Source organism: uncultured Dokdonia sp. (genome assembly GCF_947496725.1).
Classification (GTDB): Bacteria; Bacteroidota; Bacteroidia; order Flavobacteriales; family Flavobacteriaceae; genus Dokdonia.
The window spans coordinates 647,379-664,137 of the sequence record NZ_CANMDS010000001.1 but is presented as its reverse complement, the minus strand read 5'-3'; the positions used below and the strand labels follow the sequence as shown (position 1 = coordinate 664,137).

The 16,759-nt window shown below is 39.0% G+C and carries 13 protein-coding genes; 2 read left to right on the top strand and 11 right to left on the bottom strand.

All coding sequences use genetic code 11. The features are described from left to right. The 7 genes from dapB to Q0948_RS02985 all read right to left on the bottom strand — a co-directional run bounded on the left by dapB (position 1) and on the right by Q0948_RS02985 (position 5,842). Entirely contained in the window at positions 1-705 is a 705-nt protein-coding gene (gene dapB / locus Q0948_RS03015; protein WP_298347833.1) for a 4-hydroxy-tetrahydrodipicolinate reductase, read from the bottom strand. 1 nt (position 706) lies between these two features. Then, the gene (locus Q0948_RS03010) at positions 707-1,306 is read right to left on the bottom strand and encodes a DUF5683 domain-containing protein (protein ID WP_298347834.1); all 600 of its coding nucleotides are present in this window, start codon (positions 1,304-1,306) and stop codon (positions 707-709) included. After that, a complete protein-coding gene (locus Q0948_RS03005; RefSeq protein WP_021778384.1) occupies positions 1,296-2,195 on the bottom strand; it encodes a ParB/RepB/Spo0J family partition protein in 900 nt (299 codons plus the stop codon). Before Q0948_RS03005 ends, Q0948_RS03010 begins: the two co-directional genes overlap by 11 nt. A 3-nt stretch (positions 2,196-2,198) precedes the next feature. Next, a complete protein-coding gene (locus Q0948_RS03000; RefSeq protein ID WP_021778385.1) occupies positions 2,199-2,966 on the bottom strand; it encodes an AAA family ATPase in 768 nt (255 codons plus the stop codon). A 118-nt stretch (positions 2,967-3,084) separates the two neighbouring features. Further along, positions 3,085-4,197: an outer membrane beta-barrel protein gene (locus tag Q0948_RS02995; protein WP_298347835.1), complete on the bottom strand. Its 1,113-nt coding sequence runs from the start codon at positions 4,195-4,197 to the stop codon at positions 3,085-3,087. A gap of 104 nt (positions 4,198-4,301) precedes the next feature. Continuing rightward, complete coding sequence (locus tag Q0948_RS02990) at positions 4,302-4,727, bottom strand: cytochrome c (RefSeq protein WP_298347836.1); 426 nt, start codon at positions 4,725-4,727, stop codon at positions 4,302-4,304. Further along, entirely contained in the window at positions 4,727-5,842 is a 1,116-nt protein-coding gene (locus tag Q0948_RS02985) for a PQQ-dependent sugar dehydrogenase (RefSeq protein WP_298347837.1), read from the bottom strand. Before Q0948_RS02985 ends, Q0948_RS02990 begins: the two co-directional genes overlap by 1 nt. 283 nt (positions 5,843-6,125) lie before the next feature. On the opposite strand from Q0948_RS02985, the gene trxB reads away from it, so the two are divergent. Further along, positions 6,126-7,124: a thioredoxin-disulfide reductase gene (trxB, locus tag Q0948_RS02980; RefSeq protein WP_035325262.1), complete on the top strand. Its 999-nt coding sequence runs from the start codon at positions 6,126-6,128 to the stop codon at positions 7,122-7,124. Positions 7,125-7,128: 4 nt separating this feature from the next. Next, positions 7,129-7,512, top strand: a complete 384-nt coding sequence (locus tag Q0948_RS02975) for a hypothetical protein (protein WP_298347838.1) — start codon at positions 7,129-7,131, stop codon at positions 7,510-7,512. Between the two features lie 268 nt (positions 7,513-7,780). Here the strand turns inward: Q0948_RS02975 and Q0948_RS02970 are convergent, their stop codons facing one another. The 4 genes from Q0948_RS02970 to Q0948_RS02955 form a co-directional block, all read right to left on the bottom strand. Next, positions 7,781-8,767, bottom strand: coding sequence for a hypothetical protein (locus tag Q0948_RS02970; protein WP_298347839.1), 987 nt, complete (start codon positions 8,765-8,767; stop codon positions 7,781-7,783). A 123-nt stretch (positions 8,768-8,890) separates the two neighbouring features. Further along, positions 8,891-13,768 (bottom strand): DNA repair ATPase, encoded by a 4,878-nt coding sequence (locus tag Q0948_RS02965; protein WP_298347840.1) that lies wholly within the window; start codon positions 13,766-13,768, stop codon positions 8,891-8,893. Positions 13,769-13,915: 147 nt separating this feature from the next. Next, positions 13,916-15,982, bottom strand: coding sequence for an SPFH domain-containing protein (locus Q0948_RS02960; protein WP_021778391.1), 2,067 nt, complete (start codon positions 15,980-15,982; stop codon positions 13,916-13,918). A 54-nt stretch (positions 15,983-16,036) separates the two neighbouring features. Beyond that, positions 16,037-16,750, bottom strand: coding sequence for a hypothetical protein (locus Q0948_RS02955; protein WP_298347841.1), 714 nt, complete (start codon positions 16,748-16,750; stop codon positions 16,037-16,039). Positions 16,751-16,759: the final 9 nt, after the last annotated feature.

The following is a 16,759-nucleotide window of genomic DNA, read 5'->3' as shown; positions in this document are numbered from 1 at the left end:
TTATAGACCTAAAACATCACGCATTGAGAAATTTCCTTGTTTGCCTAGTAACCACTCGGCTGCAACTACGGCACCTTGCGCAAAGCCTTGTCTTGAGTGCGCCTCGTGACTTAAGGTTATGGTGTCTATGTCGCTTTTGTAATTTATAATATGTGTGCCAGGTACAGTGCCCTCTCTTTCGGCAGTGATGGGTATGTGGTTATCTTTTATAGATTGTCCTTCGGCAAGTGACCAGTCTGTATATGGAGTAGTCTCTATAATTCCTTCTGCTAGGGTGATGGCCGTACCACTAGGAGCATCTAGTTTTTGTGTATGGTGTATCTCGGTCATATCTACTTTATAGTCGTTATGAGGAGCCATAATTTGAGCTAATTTCTTATTAAACTCAAAAAACAGATTCACACCTACACTAAAGTTTGATGCATAGATAAAGCCACCATTTTTTTCTTTACAAAGTGCCACCATATCTTCATAACTATCTAGCCAGCCTGTGGTGCCAGACACAATAGGAATACCCGCTTCAAAACATTTTGTGATCTGGTTTACCGCGCTATCTGGAATGCTAAAGTCTATAGCAATATCTGCATTTGCAAGGGTGAAATTTTCTGGTGAGCTCACGCGAGCTACAATCTCGTGACCTCTAGATTCGGCAATTTTTTCTATAGTTTGCCCCATCTTACCATAGCCAAGAAGTGCTATTTTCATATTAAAACTTATAATTTATGGTTAGACCGTAGTTCATAGTTTGGCCCATATCATCATTGTAAATTGCTGGTCCAAAGGTAAGCTCATCATCTACGTCAAATTGCGATAGATGCGCATCTACATTTGCCTCAACTATCTGAAGTATATACACTCCTGCCGATACTAAAATAAACAGGTCACGACGTTTTCTAAACTGCTCTTGGCCATTAAGTAAGGCGTCATCAGAAAATCTTTCGGTGGCTACACCATCTTCATCTACGTTAGTAAACTCATCTATACGTCCCGCGAGTCGTTCTTTAAAGGCGGTTCTAAAACGCTCAGATTGTGTAGAGTTATATGATACGGCATAGATGCTTGACCCCAGTGCGCCATATACAAGTGGTAACTTCCAGTAATCTTTATTGTAGAGTTGCCCTAGACCCGGTAAAACTGCGCCATAAAAGGCAGCCTTTGCAGGTCGTAACGGTTCATAAGGATCATTATCGCTCACGGCAGTAACTGTTTCTTGATCTAGAAGTGTAGATGCTGGGTCTTCTTGCGCTTTCGCGAAAGCGTAAAAAAACAAGAGTACTACCAGTAAGAGGAGTTTGTTATTTTGCACCCTTAATGAGTTTCTGTAATCGACTAAAATCTTCTTCTGAAGAAAACGGAATGGTAATCTTACCACGCCCATTCTTTGAAACTTTGATGTCAACCTTTGCACCAAAATATTCGGCAAAGTCTTTTGTGCCTTTCTTTATGAACTTAGGTGTTTCTTCCTTTGCTGGTGTCTCAATATTTGCCGTAGCGTGATAGTTTTTCACAAGGGCTTCTGTTTGTCTCACAGAGAGCTTTTCTTGTAAAATCTTCTCATATATATCTAGCTGGTCACCTGTGTTTTCTACATTTATGAGTGCACGACCGTGCCCCATAGATAAGAAACCATCTCGCATACCTGTTTGTACTATTGGGTCTAGTTTAAGTAGTCTCAAATAGTTTGTGATGGTAGAGCGATTTTTACCCACGCGATCACTCATTTGTTCTTGCGTGAGGTTTATCTCGTCTATTAAGCGCTGGTATGAAAGGGCAATTTCTATAGGGTCAAGATCTTGACGCTGTATATTTTCAACAAGGGCCATCGTGAGGCTCTCATTATCATTTGCAATACGTATGTATGCAGGTACTGTTTTGTTACCTATAAGCTTAGAAGCTCTATAACGACGCTCTCCAGATACAAGTTGATATTTACCAAAGCTTATCTTACGTACCGTGATAGGTTGTATCACGCCTAGCTCTTTTATAGATGAGGCGAGCTCTCTAAGAGTTTCTTCATTAAAGCTAGTACGCGGTTGGAACGGGTTTACATCTATATCTTCTAGATCTAACTCTACGATGTTACCTACAACCTTGTCTGCATTTTTATCTTCTGCACTGTTTATATCATTTGCAGGGTCTTTGAGCAGAGCCGAGAGACCACGCCCTAGTGCTTGTTTTTTTGTTGCTTTAGCCATTTGTTAGCTATTGTTTTTTGTAATAAGTTCTTGAGCAAGACTCAAGTAGTTAGTAGCGCCTTTACTTGCAGCATCATAATTTATAATACTCTCTCCATAACTAGGTGCTTCACTTAAACGCACATTACGCTGTATGATTGTCTCAAAGACCATCTCGCTAAAATGTTTTTGAACTTCTTCTACTACCTGATTAGATAATCGTAGTCGTGAGTCAAACATTGTAAGAAGTAATCCTTCTATGTCAAGATCCTTATTGTGTATTTTTTGAACGCTTTTTATCGTGTTAAGCAACTTACCTAACCCTTCTAGTGCAAAGTACTCGCACTGTATAGGGATAATTACAGAGTCTGCAGAGGTAAGTGCATTAAGAGTAAGCAAGCCTAGTGATGGCGCACAGTCTATCAAGATGTAATCATATACATCCTTTAGGTGAGAAATCGCTTTCTTTAACATATACTCACGCGCCTCTTTATCTACAAGCTCTATTTCTATAGCTACAAGGTCTATGTGTGCAGGTATTAGATCAAGATTAGGAGAAGAGGTTTTTACAATAGCATCTTCTGCCTTGTTAGTATGTTCTAGTAGCTGGTATGTTCCTACTTCTACACTCTCTACATCTATACCTAAGCCAGAGGTTGCATTAGCCTGTGGGTCTGCATCTATGAGAAGTACTTTCTTCTCGAGCACGCCTAGAGAGGCTGCGAGATTTACAGAAGTCGTGGTCTTGCCTACACCACCTTTTTGGTTTGCAATAGCAATTATTTTACCCATAAAATTTGAGGACGATTAGGAGGTAAAAATACAATTTAAAATGGGTTATTAAAATGGATTAGAAATGAAAAAACCGAGATTATACATCTCGGTTTTAATATTGTGAGTGATAGTGGTCTTAAAAGTAATAGTTTACCCCTAGTGTGAGTGTTGTTACATCAATCTTAAGAGGAATAACTTCTTCTTCTGTAGGAAATGTTAAGTCATTATCATAACCGGTTATATAACTTAGGCTAGCACCTAGATGGTGCCCATTGCTTAATTCATATCTCACGCCTACACGCGGAACAAAAATGGGATTACCACCACTTATGTCAAAATCATTACCATCTAGAGTTCCTTCATAATAATCACCAGTAGGACCTACCGCAGCTGCGATAAAAGGCTTAAATTTTCCTTCTTTATTAAATTGATATTCTAGACCAAACAACAGTCTAAAAGAACTCATTTTAAAATTTAAATCATTAGGCAAGTTCTCAAAACTATTATCACCAGATAAGGCAGCATTTCCTTCAAGAGAGAAGTAAAGGTTTCCTTGTAAAGCTCCTAAAAAGCCTGGGGTAGCAATTACACCAAGTTGTACCTGCCCTGTAACGATAGACTCAGAATCGTCACTATCAAAAAACTTCAAATTATTAACGCTTGTACCTGCACCAATATAAAAGCTAGCAGCATCGGTATTATAAGCAGCAGCAGCATCTACTTCATTAGGCGTGGGAGCATAAATCTCATAATCACAAGCATTATAGGCTTGCACATTACGTATAAGTGCAGACTCATTAAATTGATCTATAGCATTAAGCGGTCTTCTTATGGAATTACAATCAGAAAACAGTACGGCAAGAGTGCCAGCTATATTTGCTCTGTCGTTATTTAAGTTTATAACCTTTGAGTTTCCTGTAGAGGTTGCAATAAGATATTCTGAGGGGCTTACTTGATATAGAGAAGCTTTTCCGTCTTGTAATGGTGTGGCAAAATAAACGATGTTGTCTACTTCTATTTTATCAAGGTTTCTATTGTTGAGAGAAACGCTCGTTACTTGGTCAAAAGTGTAAACTGTGGTTTTATAATTCTTTTTGTAAAGTACTGTTTGAGTAAGGTAATCTATAGCTACGTTACCCTCTAGCGGGTTGTTGTTAAGTACTGTAATGCTTCCCGATGAGTAATTTTGAGCTGTAATTGCACAGCAAAAAGCAATCATAAGAAATAGGGATGTAATGATTTTTTTCATAGTATTTTCTTTTACATAAAAAGTTAGCACTTTTTTGTCGTTTTAAAAGCCAATTCTTTACTAAAAAATCTTAATTTACTCCCTAAGCTTTCTGCGTGTTGATATTATTCTGTCACCGCTTTCACCTCTTCTTCGGTAACCATTTCTGTCTGTTTATTGCCCCAGCTGTTCATAATGTAGTTCATTACATCTGCCACTTCATCTTCATAAAGCTCAAGGTTTGCCATCACGCCATTATATGCGACACCATTTACGGTAATAGGACCTTGCTGGCCATATTTTACAGCTTTTATGGCTTCTTTATAGCGATCTTCTGTAAGCCAGTCTGATCCAGCAAGCGGCGGGAAAGTTCCTGCCACACCTTCACCCTTACCTAGGTGACACTGTATACAAAAGTCTTGGTATACCTCTGCACCACGTTCTATAGATTCTGCAAGTGGGTCTTGAGAGGTGTAAACTTCTTTTTCCGCTTTCGCGAAAAATAAAAACACACTAACTCCTGCCGTACATAAACTTATAAGTAGCTTCATTATTTCTTAACTAGTTTAAGGATTCCTTTTCCTTCTACACCTACATAGATAGTGCCATTGTGATTAATCACATTGCGCACACGACCTACATCTTCTAGTAACTTTTCACGAGCAACTACCTTGTCATTTTCTAAAATGGCAAGTTCTAGGTATTCAAATTTAAGCGAACCTATTAATAAGTTACCATCAAGTTTTGCATCACCAGTACCGTTTGCAAAAGCCATCCCAGAAGGAGCGATAGAAGGAACCCAGTAATACACTGGCTGCTCCATTCCCTCTTTTTCTGTAATTTCTGTAAACGTAGTTCCGCTGTAATTAATACCGTATGAGATTACTGGCCACCCAAAGTTTTTACCAGCCTCAGGGATATTAATCTCATCCCCACCACGAGGTCCGTGCTCGTGTATCCATATCTTACCTGTCTCAGGATGCACAGTCATTCCTTGCGGATTACGATGTCCATAAGAGAATATGGCTTCTTTTGCTCCGTCTTTACCTACAAAGGGATTATCTGCAGGGATGCTACCATCTGCATTAAGTCTATAAATTTTACCTCCATCACGAGTAATATCCTGCGGATTCTCATCTCTCGCACCACGATCTCCTATAGAAAAGTACACATAACCATCTTTGTCAAAACGCACGCGGCTGCCAAAGTGATGTCCCTTTCTCGTATTTGGACTTCCTTTATATAATACCTTCTTTTCGGTAAGCGCGCCGTCTTTTAATTTTGCTCTCATAAGTGCTGTCATCGCTCCATCTTCTTCGCCTTCTGGTGATGAGTACGTGATGTATATCCAGCCATTACTCGCATAATCTGGATGCAAACGTATGTCAAGTAAACCACCTTGATTACGCGTCACCACCTCTGGAGCACCAGTAATCATTGTTTTTTCACCATCCTTAAAGTGTATGAGTTCTCCGCTTTTTTCAGTGATAAGCATAGACTCATCTGGCAATACAGCTAGTCCCCAAGGGTTAGTAAGTTCTGGAACAATTACCTCATAGGTATAATCTAGGTTTGAGGTTAGTGTGACATCATTTTCTCTAGTTTCTTGCGCGCAAGCCACACTTGCAACAAGTAATAATAAGATATAAGTAAAACGACTTTTCATAGTATCAGATTTTAACGGCAAATTACAGAATTATCATCACACTCTATGATGTATTAACAATTTGAAAACACGTGTAAGAGCTTAGAATCTTATCTTTAATCTATGCAAGAGTAAGCTCGTGATGAGTTATATCACTTTTGGTGATAAAGCCATTCGTTTTCTTGATAACTTGATTGTAAGGTTTGGCTTGTAAAACCTACTTTTGTAAGGAAGATATAAATAAGAATTGTGCGATTGTAAAAGTGTTTATTATGCTTTCGCGAAAGCTTAAAAATAATACAGTATGTCAGTAGAAAAAGTAAAATGCCTTATCATAGGTTCAGGACCAGCGGGATATACCGCAGCAATTTATGCAGCACGTGCAAATATGGCACCAGTTCTTTACCAAGGGCAGCAGCCAGGAGGACAGCTTACCACGACTAACGAGGTGGAGAACTTCCCTGGTTATGTAGATGGTGTGACTGGACCAGAAATGATGGTGCAATTAATGAAACAAGCACAGCGTTTTGATACAGATGTACGTGACGGATGGGTGACTAAAGTAGATTTTTCTGGAGATGTGCACAAAGCGTGGATCAACGGAGAAAAGGAAATACACGCAGAGTCTGTGATTATATCTACAGGAGCGAGTGCAAAATATTTAGGATTACCTTCTGAGCAAAAGTATTTAAAAATGGGTGGAGGTGTATCTGCCTGTGCCGTTTGCGACGGATTCTTTTACCGTGGGCAAGAAACCATAATTGTAGGTGCTGGAGATAGCGCTTGTGAGGAGGCACACTACCTTTCTAAATTATGTAAGAAAGTAACAATGCTCGTACGTCGTGACGAGTTTAGAGCATCAAAAATTATGGCTGCTCGTGTACAGAAAACAGAAAACATCGAAATCCTTTTCAACACAGAAACTGTTGAGGTGCTAGGTGACGATGTAGGTGTGACTGGAGCAAGAGTAAAGAATAATGTAACCGGTGAGGAGCACGATATCCCAGCAACAGGATTTTTTGTAGCGATAGGGCACAAGCCTAATACAGATATCTTTAAGGACTACTTAGATTTAGATGAGACTGGATATATCATCAACACACCAGGAACTTCTAAAACAAACGTACCAGGCGTATTTGTATCTGGAGATGCAGCAGATCACGTGTACCGTCAAGCAATTACCGCTGCCGGAACAGGGTGTATGGCTGCACTAGACGCAGAGCGTTACCTAGCGTCAAAAGATGAACTTCCACAAGACGAGCCAGGAGTAGGCTCTACTTATGTGGATGAGGTGAAAGCTTAAATCAATGAGTTATACTGTTTTTATTGGGAAGTTTAAAGATGGAGAGCCAGCAAAAATTGCTGTTGATGATATCAAGAATGGTTTTTCGAAATATGGTAGTATTAGAGAAACTTCATCTGAAATAGAACTCATAGCTGACAGAGACTTATTTGAAAGTGGAACTTTTACAAAAGATAATTTCAGTCAACTTTCGCTACATAGACCCTCTATTGATCAGGAATTTAAAAATTTTGTTTTTGATTTTCTGCAAATTGATGGAACTTGCTATTTTAGTCAAGACCTCGACTTTATAAAAACAAGAAATGGAGAAATCAAAAATTTCCCAAGAGATATGATTGAGCATTGTGTGACGGGAATTACTGTTGTAACATCTCCAGAAGATTTGTAAAATCGAAAATTTATATATTTAAAACGACAGCGAGAGCTGTCGTTTTTTGTTTGTGATTCTTTGTGGACATCTCCCTTCTTGCGACTTTTCTCCTCCTTGCGGACATCTCCCTGACTCCCTCTTCAAAGAGGGACACTGTTGTGGTTTGATACTTTTTAATTTTGCAAAGCAAAATAAAAAGTATCGTGAGTGTTTTCCCCTCTTCGAAGAGGGGTTAGGGGAGATGTTTTACGACGGATTAGTTTACTTCTAACAATTGAAACCTAGATTAGTTTAAATCTAATAAATCGGTGTTATCAAAAATCGTTCTTCTTTTTATTTCTAATAATTCTTCAAGCGTATATCCATATTTTACCTCGACTTGTCTACCTTTTGTTATAAAATAAGGTGAAGGATATAATTTTTTTATTGAGTCATTAGATATATTTTCGTTGACGATGAAATTAATCTTTTTTTCAAAAGTCATAGGTTTCGGTAGTAAATCTAAAAATCCTTCTTTTTTTAATTGTAAAAACTCTTTTGATTGATATCGAAATGGAACAACCCATTCACCATTATTTGATCTTACAGGAACGGTGTAAGTGTATTTTCTACTATTGAGAACGCCGCAATTATCATACACATAGAAAATAACTTTATCATATTGCTCAACAGGAGGTCTTCCGTAGTGATCGTAAATGCTAAAAGATATAGTATCTGTTTTAAAGTCACCGTAAACGTTTTCTATTACTTTATAGGTGCCTTTAAATTTTCTGTCAAACGGGATGCTAGTTCTATTGCAATAGTATGTGTATTCTTCTCCTTCAACCTTAATCTTTTCTAATATGGCAATATGTAATTTAGGCTTCTCCTCGCACGGTACATACTCTTTGCACGGTTGAGGTTCTAATCTTATGTGAATACCTTTATTTTTTTCAAAATCAGCTATAGCTATTTTTTGACTTATAAATCGATAAGAACTAAACACGAAAGTATCCTTTCTAGATGCTCTTATTCTAAAATTTCCATTATTCTTTGCCCTTACGAGTATTTTGTTTTTAATGATATTTTGACCCAGTGAAATAAACTCAGCACTTGAAATTTCGCCTCTAGTAAGTGCTGCTTTAAGTTTGTTTAGGCTGTCATTTCTAGTGATTACGATTTTATTGTGTTTGTTCAAAGTCCCTTGAGCATTGCCGCTAAAAGTCTTTAGAGAAGAATTACAAGAAACAGAACTTAGACAAGCTAATAACCAAAGTAAATGAAGTGCTTTCATTTTATTTTTTATTTAAAAGTAGCGCCAAATAAAACTCATACATACTATAAATGAGTCAATAGTATGTATGAGTTATGTAGTGAGTATATGTATTGAGTATATGTATTGAGTATTGATAGCCTTTTACCGCTCCAACCCCTTCTCAAGCGCTTTCTTAATCCCTTCTAGATTCTCGGTAAACTCCATCATTTGAGAGAGTACTTGTGCCATCTCGTTCTTGTCACCAAAACCTTTGAGTTTATTATTCTTTACAAAGGTTTCTTTCATCGTGTTCCAGCGCTGTTGCTGCGTTTCATCTAGCGCATTTATGAGTTCGCGGTACTTTAAGAGGTTTGCTTCTGCGCTTGAAGTGAGTGTTTGTGACTCGCTTTCATAATGCGATAGGAGCAAGGTCGCGAGCTCAGTGTCGTTCATAATGGGAACTACTTTGGCTACTAGTTTGTTCATATCACGGTATGACCCTTGAAGTTTAAAAGACGGCTCTGTACGATAAGCATCTTCTTGCGCGGCACTGCGTATGTATTCTGCATTTACCTTGAGTACTGTGTTGCGAATGGTGATTACCTTCTCTAGTACCTTTGTGTAATCTGCCACTTCTTGAGCGGTGTGATTTCCTTTTAGCTGACTATCCTGCGTCCCATTTTCTATGCGGTCTATTAAGGTGTACACATCTTCAAAATGACTACTACTTAACTGCTGCAGTAGCGGATTTGCAGTGAGCGAATTCTCAATAAGACTCAATTTAAACAGGTGTTCCGTATCTCCTATGATGTCTCCCAGGTTATAAATATCTGCCCTGTTTGCAAGCATATCTGGTATACGGAATTTCTCTCCACTCTCTGTATACGGGTTACCCGCCATTATCACACAGAATTTCTTGCTACGTAGGTCATAGGTTTTTGACTTCCCGTTGTACACACCTTCTATCTTACGTGTACCGTCAGATAAGGAGATGAATTTTTGTAAAAACTCAGGATTACAGTGCTGTATATCGTCTAGGTATAGCATCACATTGTTACCCATCTCAAAAGCGACGTTGAGTTTTTTGAGCTCTTCACGTGCAGCGCTATTTGTAGCACTTTCTGGATCTACAGACGTAACTTCGTGACCTATCGCTGGGCCGTTAATTTTTACAAAAACAAGACCTAGACGGTTTGCGATATATTCCATCAGGGTGGTTTTTCCGTATCCTGGTGGAGAGATGAGCAGCAACATACCCATACGGTCAGTACGTTTATTATCCCCCACGGTTCCTAATTGCTTTGCGAGGTTATCACCAAACAATGGGAAATACACTTGGTCAATCAGCTTGTTACGCACAAAGGATGTAAGGACTCTTGGTTTAAATTCGTCCAGTTTTAAAGCTTCTTTTAACTCTTCAGTAACCGTGTGTTTTGCTTTTTTAAATGTTTCAAATGCAGGTACTTGCTCTGTTACAAATAAGTTGAGCCTTGCCGTAAAGTCGTGGTAGTTAAAGTTAAAAACACCTTCGGTTATCGTGTTGTGATCACCGCTTAAGCCAGTGATTTTCTCATTTGGAGAAGCGGCTTTTGTTTTTAAAACCGACTCATCTTCAAATAGTAGTAAACACACCACTTCATCTACGTAGCGCACATCGGTAAGACTTTCTTGGGTGCGTACAAATGCCGTCACCCACTGTTTTACGAGCTGCACTTTCCCTTTTAAGCTAGGGAGCGACTCATAACTCTTTTTAAACTTAAGGTCTGCCTGTTGTTGTTTTAATGCTTTCGCGAAAGCGTCTTTTAAACGCACCGCAACACTACTACGCACAAACTCTGTGTCACCTTGAAGCTCATCAAAGATATAGGTCGCAATGGTCTGACTTAACTCTGGTGAGAAAAGGGATTCCGCTTTCGCGAAAGCGTGTATCTCCTCACTTAAAGTCTCAACGATAAATTGGTACTCCTTTGCATCTGGAAAAAACTGCAACACCTCTCCCGAAGCCTTTATAGACTGGTTGAGCGTTTTTTGAGTACTTGGGTCAATGCTGTTCCAGAAATACTGAGCGTATGCTCTAATTTCTGGGGCGTAGGTGAGTAGTCCTAGCTCGTTGTGTTTGTGTACGAGTACCTTTAAAATTTTAGTCGCGTCTACATCGTGTACCCCTTTTACATAGCCCTCTGCATAATCATTGCGGCTTTCTTCTTGCACTATCCCAAGTAGCGTGTCATCACCAGCTTCTAGTAGCGTAGGTTTGTCTAGTTTATTAAATAATTTATAAGCTAGGTAGGCACTGCGGTACACCTCGCTAGTTTCTGATACAAATTCTTGATCCCAGATGTGACGAGAGGCGAGAAGTGTTTCATTTGAGAGTTCTTGGTAAAAATCGGTACCTGTGAGGTGATAGTTAAGTGCGCCATCTTTAAGCACAATAGTGAGGTCAAGCGGTTGCTTGTTTACACCAAATTTGTGCTTGCCAAGTCGTATCACCGTATCTCCATCTTCATAGAGATCTAGTTTGTCCTTGAGCTTGCGCAGCGCATCTTCACGAGCTGTTTTAAGTCCAGTCTCAATCTCTTCTGCCTTACCGGTATCTTCTTGCTCCTTAAGTTGCTGTATGATATCGCGTACCTTATTAATCATAAGGTCTGCGGCAAAATATCCGTTTATTTCAGAGGCTGTTTTAAAGCTTTCGGCTTTTTTACGTACACCTTTCAAGATACGTTCTGAGGCATTTTTTAATGCCATTGCCTTTTTGTTGCGCTTTTCTATCAGTGCATTTTTACGTGCTTCAAAAGCTCCGTATACTTCCTCACGTTTTTCAATAATAAGTGTGATAAACTCATCCCAGTCTGCAAACTTTCCTTCTAGCTCTTCTAGCTGGATAGAGATTTTAGTCTGGAACTCATCACACTTTTCTGGCGTGGTGGCAATATCTAGGTAGTTTATGATACTTTGATCAATAAGCTTCAATTGCGCAGCAAAGTCGGCTTGTGCCTCTGCACTTCCTAGTGATTTTTTCTTATTCTTAATCCCAGCCTTTAACTGATTGATAGTTGCAAAAATGAGCGAGATATCATCAATTATCTTAGTAGAGTGGGAGGTGTCTTCTATATCAAGATTTGAAACGATGTCGATAAGTAATTCAAGATCTGTTGCAATCTGGTTAACTTCTTCTTCGAGTTTTTTGGCTTCAATTACTTTCTTGATGCCATCCATCGCCTGTTTCTTTTCGGCTACGGCATCGTGATACGGTTTTAACGCTTTGTCATCTAGTAAGAACTGTACACACTTCTCAGAAATTTTTTGTGTTTGCACAGCAATTTCTTCCTCTAGCGTTTTCACAAAAGTGGGATCTACATAGCGTATGTCATTAAGCGAGATGGTCTCTCCACGTAATGATCGCAACTGCGTGAGCAGCGCCACAAAATCATTAATAGACTTAAAAGAGGTGCTTTTTATTTTGCCAAAAACCTCAGAGGCTTTGGTCTCAACTTCTTTAGTTTGTTTGGCAGCGTTACGCTTGAGCTGTACTACTTTTTGAAACTCATCTATAGCAGCATTTGCAGCACCATTTATTTCTGCAAGTGGTACGTTGAGTTGCTTGGTTTCGGCTTCTGGAAGCCAGTAATAAGCATCAAGTATATCTTTTGAGAACTTAGCAATATCGCTATACAGTCCGTCGTAATTATCTTCTTTGTTGAGCAGTGTGATGAGGCTATTAACCTCTGCCATTGCTTTTACAATATCCTTATTTCCTATTTTATAAAGCAGGGTGTCTTCGTGCTGAGAAGGCATATAGTCACCCTTTAAAAATGGGGTTTGCCAGATCTGTATTACGTGATGCTTGGTTTGCTCATTTTCGGTTCTAAAATAGCATAGCTGCCCATCTTGCAATACGGTAAAACCATTACAGATAATAGGAGTTTTTATCTCTTGAGTAATCACATTATATGACATCAAGTTGTACAGCGCCTCTTCTGGCGAGTAAAAGACATATAAAAAGTCCTCCCCGTTAGGCGAACTCACCTTCTGCTGAAATTTTACGTTTGGGATGGCATTATCGAAAATGTTGTATTCTCCTGTTTGAAGATAGTAGCCTGTTGGGAAAATGATACCTTGATCATCTGGAAGTAAGACACAGGTGTCTTTAACACTCTGTATTTTTTGAACTTCCTTTAGTTTGTTGTTAAATACAAAATAGCGAGGTTCTTCTTGAAAGGGTTTAATCTCCAGCGCAAGTAGGTTACCCAGATCTGCATAGCGATACTGACCATCATCTAGTGTCTGGTCTATAAGCTCTACCGGCTCATCTAGTATTCCTTTACCTTGGTCTGTATTATCTTCTATTTTTATGGTAAGATCACCACCTATAGTCTCTACAAACACCTTGTCTAAAATAGACACGTGAGCGTGCTCACCATAACGGTGCATATCACGCGTAGCCTCTTGCCACTTAAAATCGTGTTGCTGTGGGAAGCGATACTCGTGCTCACTACGGTTATCTACATACTGTAACGTATCTTCTTTTATGAGCCACTTAAATGTTTTAATATCTGTAACACTATCACTAAGCTGAAAAACCATATACAGGTAGTTACCTATAATCGCAAACTTTGAAAAAATGGTATTACGGTAATACTTGTACAGATTTGCAAAGTCTAGTAGAAAAGTGTCGTCTTGTAAAAGTGAAAGATTACGAGGTTCAAAACGATTGTCTTTAAACTCGTAGGCACTAAAAACATCTCCTAAGTGTATGTCTGTGCGTAATCCAAAATGCACATTGTAGCCAAATAAACACAAGTTTTTAAGCGATACAATATCACGAGCAATACAGTTATTTTCTGTATTGATACGGTCATTTGCAATGAGCTTTGTTTCTAGTGAACCAAAAACATTTTTACGCTCCTCGTTAAGTTCTTGTAACCGCTTTTGTAAGTCGGTTTTTTGTTTTTGCAGTCTACCTTGTATAATCTCATAGGTGCCGCCGTCAAGAGTTTGCGTTGCTTTAGGTTGTATATCTGGAGTTTCGTTTGCCATAAATATTGGAAACTAATCGTTGGTTTGTTGATTGATTCTTGTGATGAAAGTTGTGAGATGTAGTAGTAATTACGCTTTCGCGAAAGCATAAAAACAACCAGCAGCTTGCCATCTCACTGGGTGCAAGCTGCCGTTGTTTACTGAGTTTTATTTCAGTTTCTTATCAGATAATCCTAATCCCTTTGCAAGGTTAAATAGGTTACTGAATAAGGTTTGCTCATCGCTGTCTGAAGATTTAGATTTTAAATCCATCAGTAAGTTAGCAATGGTCACATTTTTAAGATCCTCAGAAGAGATGCCGTACTTATCTGCAAATTCTTTTACTTTTTCAAGCAAGTTTCCTTTTACATCATCACTACCTAAAATGGCATCTTTTACCTCTGTCACCGTTTCTGAGTGGTGTACGAGTCTGTCATAACCTTTGGCCTTTGTAATTTGCCCTATAATCTGGTCAAAGAACATAGTCTCACCACCTACAATATCAATATTTGCAGCTTTAAGAGCATCGCCTATAACCTGTGCTTGCGCATCTGCAATATCTTTCTGGATATTAATCTCTGCAAGATCTACTTGAAGTTCTTTATCAAGACGTAGTTTAAACTCTTCGTGTTCTTTACCTACACCGTCAAGTTTCTTCATAGCATTTGCTTTCTCTTCGATACCTGCGGCATCTGCAAGGGCTTTCTCTTTAATTACATCTGCCTCTGCAAGACCATCCTTACGTTTTGCCTCAGCTTTTGCTTCAATTCCGGCAGCTTCTGCAAGTGCCTTTTTCTCGATAACGGTTGCCTCAACAATACCTTGACGCTCGTTTGCATCTGCCTTAGCGTGCATTACTTGTGCCTCAGACATACCCACGGTTGCTTCTTCCTTAGCTTGTGCTTCGGCAAGAATTTTACGTGCATCTGCCTCTTTCTCACTTGCTTCTTTATGCGCTAGTGCTTCGATATTAATTTCTTCGGCTTTTTGTTTTGCTGCTTCTTTTGATGCTTCGGCTGCTTTTATGGTCTTAATAAGATCTTCTTGAGCTGCTGCCTCTGCATTTGTGATTGCTACTTGCTTAGAACGGTCTGCAGTTTTAAAAGCCTCAATATCTTTCATATTTTCTTGCTCCTCTACCACACCTTTCTCTAGCATCACGCGGTCGCGTATCACATCTTGAATGTTCTTTTTCTCAACTTCAACAACTTTCTCTTTTTCGATTTGAGCCAGTGTTACTACGCGCTCTCTCTCGGTAAGTTCTAGCATACGGTCTTTCTCCACACGCTCTGTCTCCACCTTGTCTGTACGTTGCTTGTTTTTCTCAGCTACGATGATCTGGCGTTGCATATTTTCTTCGGCTACTTTTACTTTTTCTTCGGTAGCAATGCGAGCTGTTTCAGACTTGAGACGCTCTTCTTCGGCAACTTTAAGAATCTCTGCCTCTTCACGAGATTTTATGTTTGAGATCTCACGTTTTTGCTGTTCTTCTTTTTCGGCGAGTTGCTTATCTAGTTCTAGTATCGCCTCGCGAGCCTCTACATCTTGCTTGCGTATTACTTTCTCCTCATCACGTTTAATAAGGTTTGCCTTGATGTTTTGTGCAGCTGTAAGATCTGTGATTTTCTTAATACCTTCTGCATCAAGTATGTTATCTGCCTTAAGATGTGTAACTGCAGTTTGCTCTAGGTAATCTATCGCACAATCTTCAAGAGTATACCCATTAAGATCTGTACCTATAATGTCTACAATCTCATCGCGAAACTCACGACGAGCCTCATAAAGCTGTATAAAGTCAAACTTTTTACCCACGGTTTTAAGCGCTTCAGAAAATTTTGCTTCAAAAAGCTCTTCTAGCGTTTCTTGACGTGATGCACGTTGCACACCTATGGTTTGAGCTACTTTCTTAATGTACTCAACTTCATTATTTACACGTACAAAGAAGGCTACCTTGATATCTGCACGCATATTGTCTTTACAAATAAGACCCTCTGATGCAAGACGCTCAATCTGGATTTTCTTTACAGAAATATCCATTACTTCTACACGGTGAAAGACCGGAACCACGTAGAGCCCTTTATCTGTAGCTACTTTTGTTCCGCCAAAACCTGTACGAACCAAGGCTTGACCTTGATGTACCTTTTTGTAGAACATCGCGATGATGAGGAAGTAAATAACAATGAGTGCCACAATACCCACAACAAGGGCGATGGCGATAGATGGTAGGTTTTCCATAAAATTGATGATTTTTGTTTTTGGTTGATTATGAATGTGCGTTTACACGCTTAATTAATATTTGCTGACTAAAAAGTAATTTTTATCTGGTGACTGTTTTATGATGAGTACGCTTTCGCGAAAGCGTATTTCTGACCCATCTAGTGATTTTACATAAATACTCATAGGGTTACCATCTGCTAGTACCTCTGCATTACCCATCTTATCTCCAGAAATGGTAGATAGCAACACTGCGTCACGACCTAAAAAGTCTGTAGCCTTATCACCATCTTTATTTAAGTTTTTAAAAAACGACTTAAATGGAGTGGTAAATATCTTAGTAAGGAACAAAGCAGGGATCATACAGCTTAACATAAGTATGTAACCAAAACTAGTTGCATAGCTACCGGTAATACTTGTGGTTACTAGGGTGCAAAGCCACCATAAAAATACCCATACCGTAAAGGTGAACATAAATGGAAGACCTACAAAGTTGAAGTAAATTAAAAATACTTGCCACCACTTAAGCGGTTTACGTCTTTTATTTACAACGTGTGACCTGTCTACCTCTGCACTTGAGACATCTTCAAAATCCATACTACCAGAGTCTACGGTGTTGATGTCAAAATCTGCATCTACATCTACATCGAGATCTATGTCGATGTCCATATCGTAGTCAAAATCAATACCGCTCACCGAGGTAAGTATCCAGTAAATGATCAAGAGTATCAATAAGACGCTCAAGATGATATTAACTTCTGAAAATATGAGATTTATAAAGTTGTCCAATGGTTGATG